The sequence below is a fragment of the Phycisphaerales bacterium genome (assembly GCA_016716475.1).
GTDB lineage: Bacteria > Planctomycetota > Phycisphaerae > UBA1845 > Fen-1342 > JADJWG01.
Map to the genome: position 1 here is coordinate 1,026,611 of JADJWG010000001.1, position 14,988 is coordinate 1,041,598.

The 14,988-nt window shown below is 65.5% G+C and carries 17 protein-coding genes; 11 read left to right on the forward strand and 6 right to left on the reverse strand.

The genetic code is table 11. The features are described from left to right. Positions 1-43 precede the first annotated feature (43 nt). On the forward strand, positions 44-2,005 hold the full coding sequence (locus IPM18_04255) for a DEAD/DEAH box helicase (GenBank protein MBK9118801.1): 1,962 nt from the start codon (positions 44-46) through the stop codon (positions 2,003-2,005). 22 nt (positions 2,006-2,027) lie between these two features. Here IPM18_04255 and rbsK read toward each other — a convergent pair whose 3' ends face one another. After that, positions 2,028-2,972, reverse strand: coding sequence for a ribokinase (gene rbsK / locus IPM18_04260; GenBank protein ID MBK9118802.1), 945 nt, complete (start codon positions 2,970-2,972; stop codon positions 2,028-2,030). A 121-nt stretch (positions 2,973-3,093) separates the two neighbouring features. Between rbsK and IPM18_04265 the strand changes: the two genes are divergently transcribed. Both IPM18_04265 and IPM18_04270 read left to right on the forward strand, forming a co-directional pair. Next, positions 3,094-3,606, forward strand: a complete 513-nt coding sequence (locus IPM18_04265) for an NYN domain-containing protein (GenBank protein ID MBK9118803.1) — start codon at positions 3,094-3,096, stop codon at positions 3,604-3,606. Positions 3,607-3,657: 51 nt separating this feature from the next. After that, positions 3,658-4,056, forward strand: a complete 399-nt coding sequence (locus IPM18_04270) for a hypothetical protein (GenBank protein ID MBK9118804.1) — start codon at positions 3,658-3,660, stop codon at positions 4,054-4,056. Positions 4,057-4,209: 153 nt separating this feature from the next. Here IPM18_04270 and IPM18_04275 read toward each other — a convergent pair whose 3' ends face one another. Then, complete coding sequence (locus tag IPM18_04275) at positions 4,210-4,512, reverse strand: hypothetical protein (protein ID MBK9118805.1); 303 nt, start codon at positions 4,510-4,512, stop codon at positions 4,210-4,212. A 39-nt stretch (positions 4,513-4,551) separates the two neighbouring features. Continuing rightward, positions 4,552-5,103 carry an isochorismatase family protein gene (locus IPM18_04280; GenBank protein ID MBK9118806.1) on the reverse strand — a complete coding sequence of 184 codons (552 nt, stop codon included), beginning with the start codon at positions 5,101-5,103 and terminating at the stop codon, positions 4,552-4,554. A gap of 315 nt (positions 5,104-5,418) precedes the next feature. Here IPM18_04280 and scpB point away from each other — a divergent pair, with 315 nt between their 5' ends. Further along, complete coding sequence (gene scpB, locus IPM18_04285; GenBank protein MBK9118807.1) at positions 5,419-6,189, forward strand: SMC-Scp complex subunit ScpB; 771 nt, start codon at positions 5,419-5,421, stop codon at positions 6,187-6,189. A 21-nt stretch (positions 6,190-6,210) separates the two neighbouring features. Here scpB and IPM18_04290 read toward each other — a convergent pair whose 3' ends face one another. The 3 genes from IPM18_04290 to IPM18_04300 are packed head-to-tail and all read right to left on the reverse strand — an operon-like array spanning position 6,211 to position 8,584. Beyond that, a complete protein-coding gene (locus IPM18_04290) occupies positions 6,211-6,609 on the reverse strand; it encodes a hypothetical protein (GenBank protein MBK9118808.1) in 399 nt (132 codons plus the stop codon). After that, positions 6,609-7,403, reverse strand: a complete 795-nt coding sequence (locus tag IPM18_04295; protein ID MBK9118809.1) for an aldo/keto reductase — start codon at positions 7,401-7,403, stop codon at positions 6,609-6,611. The genes IPM18_04290 and IPM18_04295 overlap by 1 nt, the downstream gene beginning before the upstream one ends. Continuing rightward, the gene (locus IPM18_04300; GenBank protein ID MBK9118810.1) at positions 7,385-8,584 is read right to left on the reverse strand and encodes an FAD-dependent oxidoreductase; all 1,200 of its coding nucleotides are present in this window, start codon (positions 8,582-8,584) and stop codon (positions 7,385-7,387) included. Before IPM18_04300 ends, IPM18_04295 begins: the two co-directional genes overlap by 19 nt. A gap of 181 nt (positions 8,585-8,765) precedes the next feature. Between IPM18_04300 and IPM18_04305 the strand changes: the two genes are divergently transcribed. The 7 genes from IPM18_04305 to IPM18_04335 all read left to right on the forward strand — a co-directional run bounded on the left by IPM18_04305 (position 8,766) and on the right by IPM18_04335 (position 14,925). Next, positions 8,766-9,767 (forward strand): D-cysteine desulfhydrase family protein, encoded by a 1,002-nt coding sequence (locus tag IPM18_04305; GenBank protein MBK9118811.1) that lies wholly within the window; start codon positions 8,766-8,768, stop codon positions 9,765-9,767. 204 nt (positions 9,768-9,971) lie between these two features. Beyond that, complete coding sequence (gene gap, locus IPM18_04310) at positions 9,972-10,991, forward strand: type I glyceraldehyde-3-phosphate dehydrogenase (protein ID MBK9118812.1); 1,020 nt, start codon at positions 9,972-9,974, stop codon at positions 10,989-10,991. Positions 10,992-11,102: 111 nt separating this feature from the next. Beyond that, complete coding sequence (locus IPM18_04315) at positions 11,103-12,356, forward strand: phosphoglycerate kinase (protein ID MBK9118813.1); 1,254 nt, start codon at positions 11,103-11,105, stop codon at positions 12,354-12,356. A 2-nt stretch (positions 12,357-12,358) separates the two neighbouring features. Beyond that, entirely contained in the window at positions 12,359-13,054 is a 696-nt protein-coding gene (gene rpe / locus IPM18_04320) for a ribulose-phosphate 3-epimerase (GenBank protein ID MBK9118814.1), read from the forward strand. Beyond that, the gene (locus IPM18_04325) at positions 13,051-13,605 is read left to right on the forward strand and encodes a histidine phosphatase family protein (protein ID MBK9118815.1); all 555 of its coding nucleotides are present in this window, start codon (positions 13,051-13,053) and stop codon (positions 13,603-13,605) included. Before rpe ends, IPM18_04325 begins: the two co-directional genes overlap by 4 nt. A 64-nt stretch (positions 13,606-13,669) precedes the next feature. Beyond that, entirely contained in the window at positions 13,670-14,494 is an 825-nt protein-coding gene (locus IPM18_04330) for an acetyl-CoA carboxylase carboxyltransferase subunit beta (GenBank protein MBK9118816.1), read from the forward strand. A 53-nt stretch (positions 14,495-14,547) separates the two neighbouring features. Beyond that, positions 14,548-14,925: a lipid-A-disaccharide synthase N-terminal domain-containing protein gene (locus IPM18_04335; GenBank protein ID MBK9118817.1), complete on the forward strand. Its 378-nt coding sequence runs from the start codon at positions 14,548-14,550 to the stop codon at positions 14,923-14,925. Positions 14,926-14,988: the final 63 nt, after the last annotated feature.

Consider the following 14,988-nt stretch of genomic DNA (forward strand, 5'->3'; position numbering starts at 1 on the left):
CGCCGGGATGCCCGGGGAGAGTGGCTCCGGCGGGGAGGTTGCGATGACCTCTCTCGTGGCGGAGTGGTTGGCACCGGGCGGACGCATCTCCGAGCACCTGCCGGGCTTCGAGGTACGCTCCGAGCAAGTCGAGATGGCCGCCGCAGTCGCGGCGGCGTTCGCGAACTCGCAGCACCTTGCCGTGGAGGCGGGTACGGGCGTCGGCAAGACGTTCGCCTACCTGCTGCCGGCGCTGGAGCAGGTCGTTACGCACAAGCGGCGGGTGGTCTTAAGCACACACACCATTGCACTGCAGGAGCAGATCTTTGAGAAGGATCTGCCGTTTCTACGGGCAGCGCTCGGCATCGACTTTCGCGCAGAACTCGTCAAAGGTCGGCAGAATTACTTCAGCATTCGGCGACTGAAGATGGCGAGCGAACGCGCCAAGAGTCTTTTCCCTTCGCGGGCCTTGCTCGAGGCGCTGCATGGCATCGAGGACTGGGCCTACGAGACGGAGGACGGCTCACTGGCGGACCTGCCCCTCGCCCCGCCGCCCGAAATATGGGAACGCATCCGCAGTGAGCACAACAACTGCCTCGGTCGCCGCTGCCCCACCTACCTCGACTGCTTCTACCAAAAGGCCCGCCGACGAGCGGACGGGGCCGACCTGCTGGTGGTGAACCACGCGCTGCTGGTCGCGGACTTGCTGCTGCGGCGTGAGGGCGTGAGCGTGTTGCCTGAATACGAGTTGATCGTCGTAGACGAAGCCCACACGCTCGAGCAGGTGGCGGGCGGACAGATCGGCCTGAGCGTTTCTAACAGCCACGTTCAGCACCTCCTCGCGGGTCTCTTCAACGAGCGCACCGGAAAGGGCTTTCTGGCGAACATTCCCGAGGAGGATTACCGCCGCCCCGTGCTTGCCGCCCAGTCCGCATGTACGCGCTTCTTCCAGGCCCTCGGGGTATGGCAGACGACGCGCGGCCGCTCGAACGGACGTCTCGTCGCCCCACCACCGGTCGCGGACGTGCTCGGACCGGCACTGGCCCAGGTGGTCGAGCGGCTGACGCGCCTGCGTGACGAACTCCCACGCGACGAGGATCAAGCCGAGCTTGGAGGTGTGCTAGAGCGCCTCGATGCCGCCGGCCGGTCTACCGGCGCGTTGCTGCGGCAGGACTATGCCGAGCACGTTTACTGGATGGATACGGAGTCCGGGCACGGCGGCCGGGTCACGCTCTGCGCGGCACCGCTGGATGTGTCACCCGTCCTGCATGAATGGCTGTTCGCGCGGGTCGAGAGTGCGGTACTGACCAGCGCAACCCTGGCGGCCGGCCCTGACGACGCCGATTTCAGTTACCTGCTCGGCCGGGTGGGTTTGTCGGGCGCGCCGACCTTGCGGCTGGGTTCGCCGTTTGATTTCGAACAGCAGATCCGGGTGCATGTCGAAGCAGGATTGCCGGACCCCGGCGACAACACTTTTGTTGCCGCGGCGAGTCGGGCCGTCGTTTACTACACGCGCGCCACGGAAGGCCGGGCCTTTGTGCTGTTCACCAGTTACCGCATGCTCAACGAGGTCGCGCAGCTCGTACGTGCTGAACTCGGCAGTGAGGGGTACACGTTCCTCCTCCAGGGGGGCGACCTGCCGAGGACGCGGATGCTTGAGCAGTTCCGCAGCGCGGACCGGGCCGTGCTCTTTGGCACCGACAGCTTCTGGCAGGGCGTCGACGTTGTCGGGGCAGCCCTTTCGAACGTGATCATCGTCAAGCTGCCCTTCGCGGTCCCCGACCGCCCCACCATCGAAGCACGCATGGACCTCGTACGGCAGCGCGGTGGGAATCCTTTCAACGACTACCAGTTGCCCGAAGCCGTACTCAAGTTCCGCCAGGGCTTTGGCCGGTTGATCCGCAGCAAGTCTGACCGCGGCATCATCGTGGTGCTGGATCCGCGCGTGGTGCGCAAGCCCTACGGCCGGCGCTTCTTGAACAGTCTGCCACGCTGCCCCGTGGAGATCAGCGAGCGGCCCTGGTGAGGGTGCCGGTCGATCCGGTCGCTCAAACCCGCCCGGTTTCCAGGAGCCGCTCGACCGCCGCCCGGGCAGGAAGCGACGGCTGGGCACCGGGCTGCGTGCAGGCGAGCGCACCGGCGGCATTCGCGAAACGTGTGGCGTCCGCCAGCCCGAATCCCTCTGCCATCCCCACCGCCAATGCTGCCGTGAAGGCATCTCCCGCAGCAGTGGTATCGACCACAGGTACGGCGAATGCGGGGCATTCCCCCTGCCGTGCGTTATCCGCGTACCAGGAACCCGACGCGCCGCACTTCAGGACGACCGCCCGCGCTCCCCGCCCGCGCAGCGCCTCCGCGATCTGTACCCGGGTGCTATTTTCATTTTCGCCGTGGGCGAGCAACGTCCGTGCCTCAATCTCATTGGGCGTCAGCACATCCACGTCGAACAGCATCGGCGGCACAACTTCCGGGGCCGGGGCCGGGTCCAACACCACTGCTTTCCCCAGTCTGCGGGCGAATTCTACGGCATATGCCGCCGTGACCAGTGGAATTTCAAGCTGTACGACAATGACCCGAGCTGCCACCAACAGCTCTCGCGCGACTTCGATGTCCGCCGGAGTCAGCGCCGCATTGGCGCCAGGCGCTACACAGATGGCATTCTGCCCACCCTTTCCGACCACGATCAGTGCAACGCCGGATGGTGTGCCGGAGGCAATTTGGCAGTACGTGAGGTCGATGCCAGCCGCAGCCAGCCCAAGCCGCAGGGCGTGACCGAAGTCGTCGTCGCCGGTGCGGCCCAGAAACGCAACCCGAGCACCGAGCCGGGCCGCCGCAACCGCCTGGTTGGCGCCCTTACCACCAGTGACCGTCCGGAAATCACCGCCCAGCACCGTTTCGCCCGGGCGTGGAATGTGCGCAGCGCGCACGACCAGGTCCATGTTCGCGGAACCGATGACGACAATATCAGGAGCGGCCTGCGGGCACAGAGTCATCTGGCGGCCTCGCAACTGCGCGCCTATTGTCAAGGCGATGGAGCGGAAATCGACGCGCAAAACCCGGTAACTTTTGCATCGCCGGGCAACGTGCGGTAAGCTTAGACTTGGGAGAACGGAGGTGCCACTCGTCGTGGACGGGAACAACCTCCTCTACGCCGCGAATGCGGTCAGCTCATCCTCGCTGCAGATCGGGCGGTCGATGCTATGCGACCGGCTGGGAATGTGGGCGGAGCGGAGGGATGAGCGGGTCCATGTCGTTTTCGATGGGCCCCAGCCGAAAGCGGCGCTGGCCCGGCAGATCGGGCACCCGGCCATTCAGGTAACATTCAGCGGCCCCGGAGTTTCGGCGGACGCTGTTCTTGAAAAACTGCTACAGAATGACTCGGCGGCACGCCGCGTGGTGGTGGTGTCGTCGGACCGGGCGGTCGCGCAGGCCGCGAAAAGGCGCGGGGCTCGGCCGATGGCCGCGGATGTGTTCTGGCGTACGCTGGAGCGTGAATTAGCGCGCCCCCTGCGGCAGCGGCTCGAGCCTGCGGAGAAAGAAGCGGGACTGGATCCGGGTTCGGTCGCCGAGTGGCTGGCCGAGTTCGGGTTTGAACGCCCGGCCCCGGAGGAACCGGGCGGTGAGTGAGTCCGGCACGTCCCGTAGAACGGACGGCCCCAGCGACAAGGAGTCGTCGCCATGCTGGAGCGGGGCACCACCATCGTAACGGCCAACGAGCCGACAAATACGGGGATCCATGCCATCGAACGGCGTTACGAGGAGCGCCGCTCCGTAGAGTGCGACCTCTGGATGATTGACCACCATGGTTCCACCGTGCTGCGGTGTCGTTGTATCGAGTCTTCGAATCACGGCATGCGACTGCGGGTGCCGCTCGGGTACGGGGTGGCGGAGGGGCAGCGTTACGAATTACGTTCCCACCTCCCCGGCATGCCGGGCCCGGCCATGCTGGGCCTGATCGGCAGCCGCTGGGCTACCGTGGTACGGACGCAACTCACACTGGATGACGGCGAGGACTACCTCGACATCGGCGTCGTACTTGATCAACAGGAGGCGGTCCTGCCGCGCCTGTTCAGCTAACAGGAAGGGGAAGGGAGGCCCGCAGGGGGACACCGGGGGAGTCGTCGTGAGGGGACGGTGCGGAGCGGTGCTGGATGTGCGCTCCGCACCGGGCGTGGGTGGATACCGCAACTCAGTTCAGGGATGTGCTTGGCTGCTAGGTGCGCGACACTTTCAACCGCACGAGCGCGGCCCTCGAAAGACGACCCATGCGATCCACCAGGAGGCCAGCAGGATGCCTACCCACCACAACCACAGCGGGGTCTTGCGCCGGATGGTGGCCGTCCGCCAGGTACCACAAGCCGGGCAGAGGTCCACCTCGGCGAGGAAGGGCCGACCACAATGTGGGCAGGGCTCCTCCTCATCATGCCCCTCCACCGCGTCGGCGGTCGCTGCGGCGCGCAGGTCGTCCTCGGAGGGGCCCTCGTCGTCGAGACCCTCGTCTTCCCAGCCATCCTCGTCGTAGCGCGGCGACATGCCGTGCGACTCCCTGGAATTCTGCAAAACGGGAACAGGTTACTTGACGATCGGCAGGATCCGCTTGAAAGCATCCGTCGCCGAGTCATGCACAAGCTGGAAGATTGCACTCTCCACCGTGGTCACGACCACACCGGCAGCACGCAGGCCGGCGAGAGCCACTTCGCAGTCGCGCATCCGGCGTGAGCCCACCGCGTCTGCGAGGACGACCGGCCGCATCTGCATGGCAAGTATGTCGAGCGCCGTCTGATAGACGCACACATGCGCTTCGATCCCCAGGATGAGGACGTGTGGCCGCATGACGGCCACCAGCCGTTCCCGACACTCGGCATCTGCGCAAAAGCTGAACGTCGACTTCTCGGCGCGGGCCGCGCCGCGCGCGGCTGCCACAAGGACCGCGGCGGTCGAACCAAGGCCCTTCGGGTACTGCTCCGACAGGGTCACGGGGACTTCGAGGGCCACCGCGGCCCGGATCATCTTGAGAGCATTGCTGATCACGGCCTGGTGATGGGCAATGGAGGGCAGCAGCCGCTCCTGTACATCCACGACGAGGAGTTGGGCGTGTTGACGATCAATCCGGTGTTCGTGCATGGCGAAAACCAACCGTAGTTAGAAGCACCTTCACACAGCGCCAACCGGCGTGGGTAAGGTGCACTTCCTGAACCGCACCCGCGAGCACATCGTACCCCACCGGACGTTCCAGTGCGCCACGCGGCGGCCCCTTATCCGACACAGGCAACTGCCGCTATATACGGAATCGGTGCGGTTTCGAACCGCAATAGGTGGTAGCGTAAACCCGAGAATGGCACACCGGGGCGTAGACTTCAAACGGGCACCGAGCTATCATCCCAACAGGTTTCGCAGCGCGCGAACGGATCGTCAACCACGGAAGGTGAGGGTACCGCGATGGACCGCGACGAATACCCGGCCAAGTGCCCGACGGGGGAACCCGCCACCGAGGTGACCACGCCCATGTCGTTTGAAGGGCCGGCCCACGAGGTCGGAATCTCACCGGCAAACTCCGCACAAGCAGAGAGCGCGCCGGTCACTGAGACCATGCTCGCCGTGTCACCGGCCAACGCCGCCCCGGAAATTGAACCCGCACAGGTGCTCGAAGCCCTGTTGTTCTCCTCGGATGCTCCGGTGACGGCGGGACGTCTGGCGGAGCTGCTCGGCACCGGTTCACCGAAAGAAGTACGGCGGCTGATTGCGGAGCTCAATGAGAAGTATGCGGCCGCCGCTCTCTCGTTTCGCATCGAGGAAATCGCCAAGGGTTTCCAGATGCTGACGCTGGCAGAGTATCGGCCGTGGGTGGCGAAGCTGACGAAGCAGCAGGCGCAGACGCGCCTGGGTGCAGCGGCACTCGAGGCCTTGTCGATCGTGGCATACAAGCAGCCGATCATCCGGGCCGACATCGAAGCCATCCGGGGAGTGGCGTGCGGCGAGGTGCTGAATCGCCTGCGCGAAATGGGGCTCATCAAGATTGTCGGGCGCGCCGAGATCGTCGGTCGCCCCCTGCTCTATGGGACGACGAAGCGCTTCCTCGACGTTTTTGGATTAGCGGATCTGAACGACTTGCCGCCGATGGAAGCCCTGACGCTGGGCAAGACCGCCGCTCGCGCCGAACCTGAAACCGAGGCGGCGGCAACCCCGCGCGTCGCGGCGGCCGGCGCGTAGCACCGTCACCCCCCCCGCCATTCAGCGCTCCGTGTTGCGCTGCGCCGCTACAAAGAACGCTGTCAGCGCGGCGAGTTGCAGCACCGTGGCGAGGCCCAGCTTCACCAGCGTCAGGCCGAACTCGGTCACCCGGTACATCCAATCCATGAATGCCGCGATCGTCAGCAGGATGACGAGCACTTGCAGGAGCGCCGCAGCAAAGCCCGCGATCGAGAATTCGCGGTAGTTGCGGACGCGCTGCGTCGTATCCAGCAAGCCGTGGATCTGTACAAGCAGTCGCTCGATTCGCTGCAGGCCGGTGGCAAGCTCTTCGGGCACCGGGACCCGTTCCGGCCGTGTCTCCGGCGTCGGTGCGGGGGGCTCACCCGACGGCAGACCGCCGCTCGCAAGCGGTTCGCGATGGGGATCGGGAGTGCTCATCAGCGCCTCTCACCAGGTTCTGTGGCGTCTGCAGCGCCGCTCGGTGTCGCTGCATACTCCACGTTCGCACGCATGTGTGCGATGCTCAGACCGCCGACCACCAGACTGCCTATGGCGGGGTGCCGCAACACGGCCGGAATCGCAACCCGCGGGTCGAGTCGCCCCGATGCGAGGCCCTTCTTCACGACGATTCCGACATCGGCCGTCCGCGCCGCCGCCAACACCGCAGCATGCGACCTGTCTTCCAGATGATACTCGACCATGAGCACATCTGCCCATCCCAGGGCGGCTTCGGCCGCAGTTACGGTCTTGCCGGAGAAGCCCAGCGCGCGAATATGGCCCGCGGCGCGCAACTCGAGCAGCGTGGCGACGGCATCGGTCGCATACAAGACGTGCAGGTCTTCGGCCGGGGCATGGATGAAAACAAGATCAAGTACGTCCCGCTGCAGGCGGCGCAAACTGCGTTCGATGCTGGCGCGAATGCCCGGCGCGGAAAAGTCGAAGCTGGAGACGCCATCCGCAAAGTCCTCACCGACCTTGGTGGAGATGATGACGTCAGCACGCCCCCCCAGCACGCGACCAAGCCGCTCTTCGCTCGATCCATAAGCCGGTGCGGTGTCGAAGTAATTGATGCCCAGCGCGCAAAGCTCATCGAGCAGCCGAGCCACCGCACCATCATTGGGGAGCGGGTACGGTTGCGCGTACTTGATCTTCTCATTACGGCCGAGCTTGAAAGCCCCGTAACCGATCGGGGAAACGAACAGCCCGGATTTGCCTAAACGTCGGCGTACCATGTGCGGGGCTCTTCCCAGGGGGGTAGCGCCAGCAGCGGCCGCGGCCAGTCCGCCGGCAGTGGCTGGTCGGAGCCGTGCCCGGCGGCGGCCGGCGGCGGCAATTGTTGGAGCACGAGTTCCGCCAGGCGCGGCGCGAGCGCCAGTTTCGTGGGCCAAACGGTCAGAACATCACCGTCCCGCGCACACCACGCATCGTCCGGGCGCAGGCCGCTGCGCGTGCGCGGCTCGGCGCGATCCACCCGATACGTGGACCACTCCACACCGCGCAGGTGCAACCCGGGAATCGCGGCGCGCAGTTCGGCTTGAGCATGTGCCACCAGTGTCCGTGGTTCGAGGGCGACACCATCCTCCGAAACCTGGCCACCCACCTGCCAAACATCACGGCCGGTGCGATCCTGTGTCCAGGTGATTGTGACCCGCGTGCGGGCCCCATCGGTGCAGTGACCATGGAGCGGAGGCAGCTTGCCGCGCAGCAACACCATGTGCAACGGACGGAGTTGCATCGTGTCGGCCGTGAGCCCGCAGCGCGCACGAAGGGCGGCATTGCCGGCCCCTGCTGCGAGCACGACGGTGCGACAACGCAGTTCGAGCGGCTCCGCAACACCCGGCGCGCGGACACACAAGCGCACACCTCCGGCCGCATCGGCCTGAACTTCGGGGCCGTCGGTCGCATCATAGGAAAGCAGGCACGCCGCGTTGCGTTGGGCAAAATCGGCGACCAGCGACCCGATGTCGAAGACCTGCTCGTCGAGACGGTAGACGGAACCGGGACAATCCTGCAGAACGTTGGGCCACGCCGCGCGCTCGAGCCGCACCGGCGCTACGCGCAACCCGGCCCGCGCACCAAGCATCCCGAAGCGGGAGCGCAAGTCGTCCGTTCGCCAAAGGTAACAGTACGCGCCCCGCAAACGCGTACCCGTGAGACGCGGCTCGATTTCACCGGCGTGACAGGCCCGCCAGATCCGCGGCATTTCCCGGATCGCCTCGGCCGAGGCCGTCAGAAGGCCCGTGAGTGTGTATTTCACGCCACCGTGGATGATCCCCTGCGACGCGATCGACTGGCCGGAACCCAGTGCCTGTGATTCCAGCAGTACGCTGCGATAGCCCCGCCGAACAAGCTCATCCAGCAGCCAGAGCCCGGCCACGCCACCGCCGAATACCACCACATCCACCGCAAGCATCTGCATGCCGGGCATCGTCGGAGCGGCCTGTGACTGTGTCAACCGGTGAACAGCGGGCGAAGCGCGCCGCCGGGGCCGGTCGTGTGGGCACGCAGATACAGGGTGAGCTTCGCGGTTCCCAGCTTGGCAGCACCGCCGAGCATGGTAGAGTAACACAAGTGGCGCCGCGGAGTGGATGACGATGCAGATTCCCAATCGCATTCGACTGGCAAACCTGCCGACGCCGCTGGTGCCGCTCGAGCGGCTGGGCCAGGCGCTCGGGGGCGCGCGCCTCTGGTTGAAGCGGGATGACCTCACGGGGTTGGAGATTTCCGGCAACAAGATTCGCAAACTCGAGTACATCGCCGCCGCTGCCCTTGCTGCGGGCTGCGATACGCTTGTCACCGAGGGCACGCCCCAATCCAATCATTGCCGTGCGACCGCCGCGACCTGCGCACGGCTGGGGCTGCATTGTGTGCTGTTGCTGCGGCCGGCCCCAACCATGGCTCCGCAAGGCAATCACCTGCTGGATGTGCTCTTCGGCGCCGAGTGCCGCGGGTTTACACGCGAGGAGTTCCGTGCGCGGAGCGACGCCATCGTGACCGGCGTGCTTGGCGAACTGCGCGCTGCCGGCCGTAAGCCGCGCTGGACCCCCGCCGGGGCGTCCGAGCCACTGGGATGCTGGGGTTACATCCGGGCGGCCGCAGAGCTGGCGGACCAGTTGCACAAGGTCGGCGTGCACGAGTGCGACGTGGTGGTGGCGTTGTCGTCGGGCGGGACGTACGCCGGTTTGCTGCTGGGCATGCTGCAGCATCGCCTCGACCACTGGCGGCTCTGGGCCGTGCCGGTAAGTGATGACACGGCGTATCACCAACGGGAAGTGCGCCGCTTGTGCGAAGAGGCGATTGCGCAGTACGGACTGCGGGTGAAATTGCCCACGGAACCACTCCCCCTGCTAGACGGCCACATCGGCCCCGGGTACGCGGTGCCGACCCCCGCGGCACTCGCAGCTCTGCGCGAATTGGCGCGTACCGAGGCCATCCTGCTCGATCCGGTTTATACCGCCAAGGCCTTCGGCGCCCTGCGCGCCGGCATCCACTCCGGACGATTCGGTTTCGATCGACCGGCCGTCTTCATCCACACCGGGGGACTGCTGTCAAACTTCGCCTGGCCGGAAGTGCTGTTGGAATCCACACCGGTGTAGCCCTGCGTGCCGCGACCGCGCGGGTCCGAGAATGGGCCATCGCAACCCTGCGCAACCGCTCCCGAACAAGGCCGGGCAACGGCGGCCGGCGCGCCTCAATCTTGACACCCCCTGTAACCCGCTCGACACTATCCGATTCTGGTTCAGCCCGCCGGCCGTAGCGGCAGGTCAGAAGCAGAAGACCTCTGACGGAAGGAGTTTCCGATGGCGATTCGCGTGGGCATTAATGGGTTCGGACGCATCGGGCGACTGGTGGTGCGCGCCGGCATGAAGGACCCGAATATCGAGTTTGTCGGCGTGAACGACCTCGTACCGCCAGACAACCTCGCCTATCTGTTCAAGTACGACACCGTCCACGGGCGCTATGCCGGCGAGGTGAGCAGCACGGAATCGGCCATCGTGGTCAACGGCAAGCCAATCCGCTGCACATCGGAAAAGGACCCCGCGAACCTGCCGTGGAAGGAGTTGAAGGTTGACTACGTGATCGAGTCGACCGGCCTGTTCACCACGCGGGAAGGCGCCGCCAAGCACCTGGCGGCCGGCGCCAAGCGCGTGGTGATCTCGGCCCCCGCAAAGGACAAGGACATCCCGACATTCGTGCTCGGCGTGAACGACGAGAAGTACAACCCGGCCGCCGACACCATCGTGTCGAACGCGAGCTGCACGACGAACTGCCTGGCCCCGCTCGCCAAGATCGTGCATGACCACTTCGGCATCGAAGATGCGCTCATGACGACGATTCACAGTCTGACCGCGAGCCAGCCCTCGGTTGATGGTCCGTCGAAGAAGGACTTCCGCGGCGGACGCGCAGCCAGCTACAACATCATTCCGGCGAGCACGGGTGCGGCCAAGGCCGTCACACTCGTGATCCCGGAGTTGAAGGGCAAGCTGACGGGCATGGCGTTCCGCGTGCCGACGGCCAACGTCTCGGCGGTCGACCTGACCGTTCGCACCGTCAAGGAAACGACGCTGGCGGCGATATCCGCGGCGGTGAAGGGCGTGGCGAATGGCACTATGAAGGGCATCATGGGATACACCGAGGACGAGGTCGTAAGCAGTGACTTCATCGGTTCGACCTACTCGAGCATCTATGACGCCAAGGCCTGCATCGAGCTCAACAGCCGTTTCTTCAAGCTCGTCTCCTGGTACGACAATGAGTACGGCTACTCCTGCCGCGTCGTCGACCTGATGAAGCTGATGGCGAAGAAGGACGGGCTGGCCTAAACCTGTACGCTGCGGTTCGTGCGGCCGCCGGCGTGCCGTTTCAAGTGTTCCGTGCGCGGCCCGTCCCAGCGGATGGGCCGCGCCTTTCAACGCTGATGGGGTAGCAAGAACATGCCCAAGAAATCCGTTCGCGACATCGACGTGCGCGGCAAGCGGGTGCTGATCCGCGCCGACCTCAACGTACCGCTCAATGATCAACAGCAGGTGACCGACGACCGCCGTATCCGCATGTTCCTGCCGACGCTGCAGGATGTGCTGAAACGCGGCGGGCGGGCGATCGTGCTGAGCCACCTCGGGCGGCCGACCGGGGACGGCGGGGCTGAAGATGCGAAGTACTCGCTCGCACCGGTAGCGCAGCGGATGAGTGCCCTGCTGGAGAAAGCTGTCAAGTTCGTGCCCGCCTGCACCGGGCCGGAGGCCGAGCAGGCCGCCCGGGAACTCCACGACGGCGAGGTGCTGCTGCTCGAGAACGTACGCTTTCACAAGGCCGAGACAATCATCGACAAGGCCAAGAAGAACCCTGACAAGAAGCTTACGCCGGAACAGGACGGGAAACGCAGCGCCTTCGCCGCGGCTCTGGCAAAGCTCGGTGAAATCTACGTGAATGACGCCTTCGGCACCTGCCACCGGAAGCACGTCAGCATGTACGACGTACCCGGCCTGCTCCCCAAGGGCCAGCGCGTCCTCGGCTTCCTCGTCGAGAAGGAGTTGAAATACCTGGGCGACGCGGTGCAGGCACCCCAGCGGCCGTTCGTGGCCGTGCTCGGTGGTGCGAAGGTAAGTGACAAGATCGGCGTCATTCAGAACCTGCTGACCAAGGTGGACGAAATCCTGATCGGCGGCGCCATGATGTTCACCTTCTGGGCGGCCCAGGGCAAGGAAGTTGGCAAGAGTCTCTGCGAACGTGACCAGCTCGATCTGGCGCGGAAACTGCTCGCTGAGGCCGGCGGGAAGATCAACCTGCCGGTCGATACAGTGGCGGCCGCGGAGCTGAAATCCGGCGTCGCTACGCAGACGGTGGCAGGTGCCGTACCGGCCGACCTGATGGGGCTGGATGTCGGTCCGCAGACCCTGGAGCGCTTCTCGGCCGTGCTGCGCAAGGCCGGTACGATCATTTGGAACGGACCGCTCGGCGCATTCGAGACGAAGCCGTTCGAGGCCGGCACCTACACCCTTGCCCGGGTGATCGCCGCGGCAACAAAGGCCGGTGCCGTCAGCATCATCGGCGGCGGCGACAGCGCGGCGGCCGTGGAGCAGGCTGGCCTCGCTGAGCAGGTGTCGCACATCAGCACGGGCGGTGGCGCCTCGCTGGAGTTCCTCGAGGGGAAGGCCTTCGGCCCCATCGCGGTATTGGACGAAGCGTGAACATGCCCGGCCCAACCCGGCGGCCTGTGCGCATCGCACCCTCCGTGCTGAGTGCCGATTTTGGTCGGCTGGCGGAGGAAATTGGTGCGGTCGCGGCCGCCGGGGCGGACCTGCTGCATCTCGACATCATGGACGGGCACTTCGTGCCCAACCTGTCCTTCGGGGTGCCGGTGGTCGCGAGCATTCGGCGGCACACGTCGCTCTTCCTGGATGCCCACCTGATGATCACCGATCCGCTGCATTACGCCCCGGCATTCGTCGAAGCCGGTGCCAACAACATTACCTTTCACATTGAAACCATCCCGGATCCAGTCGCCACAGTGGAAACGCTGCGCGGCCTCGGAGTGCAGGTTGGGGTAGCGCTTAACCCGGGGACACCCCTTGCAGCGCTCGACCCGGTCATTGAAATCGTCGATCTCGTACTCGTGATGTCCGTTTGGCCCGGCTTCGGCGGACAGCATTACCTCACCGAAAGCACGGACCGCATCGCGCGCCTCGCACAGCGGCTGCGGCCTGACCAAACACTCGAGGTGGACGGCGGCATCCACGCCGCCAACATCGGATCCGTGGCGGCCGCCGGCGCGAATACCTTGGTCGCTGGGTCCGCCATTTTCGGCGCGCCGGATGCAGGGGCCGCCTTGCGAGCGCTGCGCGCGGCGGCCGAGGACGGCGCCCGGGCGCCGGAGCAGAAGGCATGAGAGTAGTGCTGATCCCCTGCGCAGCCACCGACTGGCAAGCCGAGGGTCGGCTGCTGGGGCGAACGGCGCTTAGCCCGACGACGGAGGGGCAGGCCGGTTGCGCAACGTGGTTAGCCCCGTTGCGAGCAGCCGGGCTCATCACGATCTACCACGGACCGGATGAGTTGTCCCAATTCACCGCGCGGCTATTGGCACGGCACCTGCGCATCACAGTTCGATCGGCACAGGACCTCGCTGAACTGGATGTCGGCCTGTGGGCGGGGCTCACGGATGGGCAGTTACGGTCGCGGTTTGCTTCGGCCCATCGCGAGTTGTGCGAATCGCCGCTCAATGTCACACCGCCGGGTGGCGAGACCGTGAGCGCTGCCGCCGAGCGCCTCAAGGGATTTTTTCACAAACAGACCCGTCGGAATGGTGCCCGGACGATCGGTGTTGTGTTGCGACCGTTGACCTGGGCACTGGCACGGTGTGTGCTGGAGCAGGATGACTTCTCGTCCATGTGGACCTCTGCCCAGGGCCGACAGGAACCCGTGCTCGTCGAAACCCCGTAACACGGTAGAATGCTTGGCAGGTGGACGGCTGGGTTCGGGGCCCCGGCTGCCCGGAGGAGATTGGATGGTTGAGGGCACAACACCCGCCCGCCGCAACGTGGAGGTCCCGGAGGGGCTGTGGATTCGCTGCGTGAGCTGCGGGGCCATGGTCTACCGTCGAATTCTGGAAGAGGAACTTCACGTCTGCCCGGAATGTGACTACCACTACCGCGTCGACGCCCGGGCGCGCATCGCGCAGCTCAACGACCCGGAGACTTTCGAGGAATTCCTGCCGCACCTCGAATCCAGTAACCCGCTGAACTTTACCGATCGCATCAGTTACCGCGAGCGACTCGACAAGGTGAAAGCGGCGACGGGCGAATCGGAGGCCATCATCGTCGGCAAGGGCTTCATCAAGGGCCGACCGCTGATCATGGGAGTGATGAACCCGAACTTCATCATGGGTTCGATGGGCTCGGTGGTCGGCGAGAAAGTCTGCGCTGCGGCCGAACGGGCAGCGGCGGAGGGCCTGCCCCTGCTGATGGTCACGTGCAGTGGCGGCGCCCGCATGATGGAGGGGATGGTGTCACTGGCGCAGATGGCGCGAACGTCCGCCGCGATTGCCAAGCTTGATGACGTCGGCGGGCTCTACATCGTGGTGATGACAGACCCGACCACGGCCGGCGTGGCCGCCAGCTTCGCATTCCTGGGCGACTTCACGCTGGCGGAACCGGGCGCGCTGATCGGGTTCGCGGGGCCGCGCGTCATTGCGAACACCATCCGCGCCACGCTGCCGGAGGGCTTTCAGCGGGCCGAGTTCATGCTTGAGCACGGTTTCGTTGATCGCATTGTGCATCGGCGCGACCTGCGCAGCGAAATCGCCAAGATCATCGACTATTGCAACAAATGAGCCCGGTGGCCGCCGCACCCGCCGGCCGCCCCGGCGAGTGAGAGTTCGTGACCATGCTGCTGTTTGCAAATGCGCCTCCCGGACTGCTCACGTGGGTTCTCAGCGAGCTGCAGCACCCCCTCGTGATCTTCGGTTTCGCGGCCCAGTTCATCTTTTTCGCCCGCTTCCTCGTGCAATGGGTCGTGTCGGAGCGGCTGGGTCGGAGTCATATCCCGGTTTCGTTCTGGTATCTCAGTCTTGTCGGGGGGGCTATGACATTCGTCTATGCCCTGCTCAAGCATGATCTGGTTTTCATGACGAGCCAAGGGTTGGCGGTCGGCATCTACATTCGAAATCTCATGCTGATCTACCGTCCGCGACCAGCGCGCCTCGTAGATGGCGCGCCGCTCACGCGGGCCGAACGTGCCGTGGCCGACTCCGCCCCGCCCTGACCCGGACAAAGCACAAGGGCCCGGCAGCGCTTTCGTGTGGCCATGCAGCACTCGTTCCTTGTG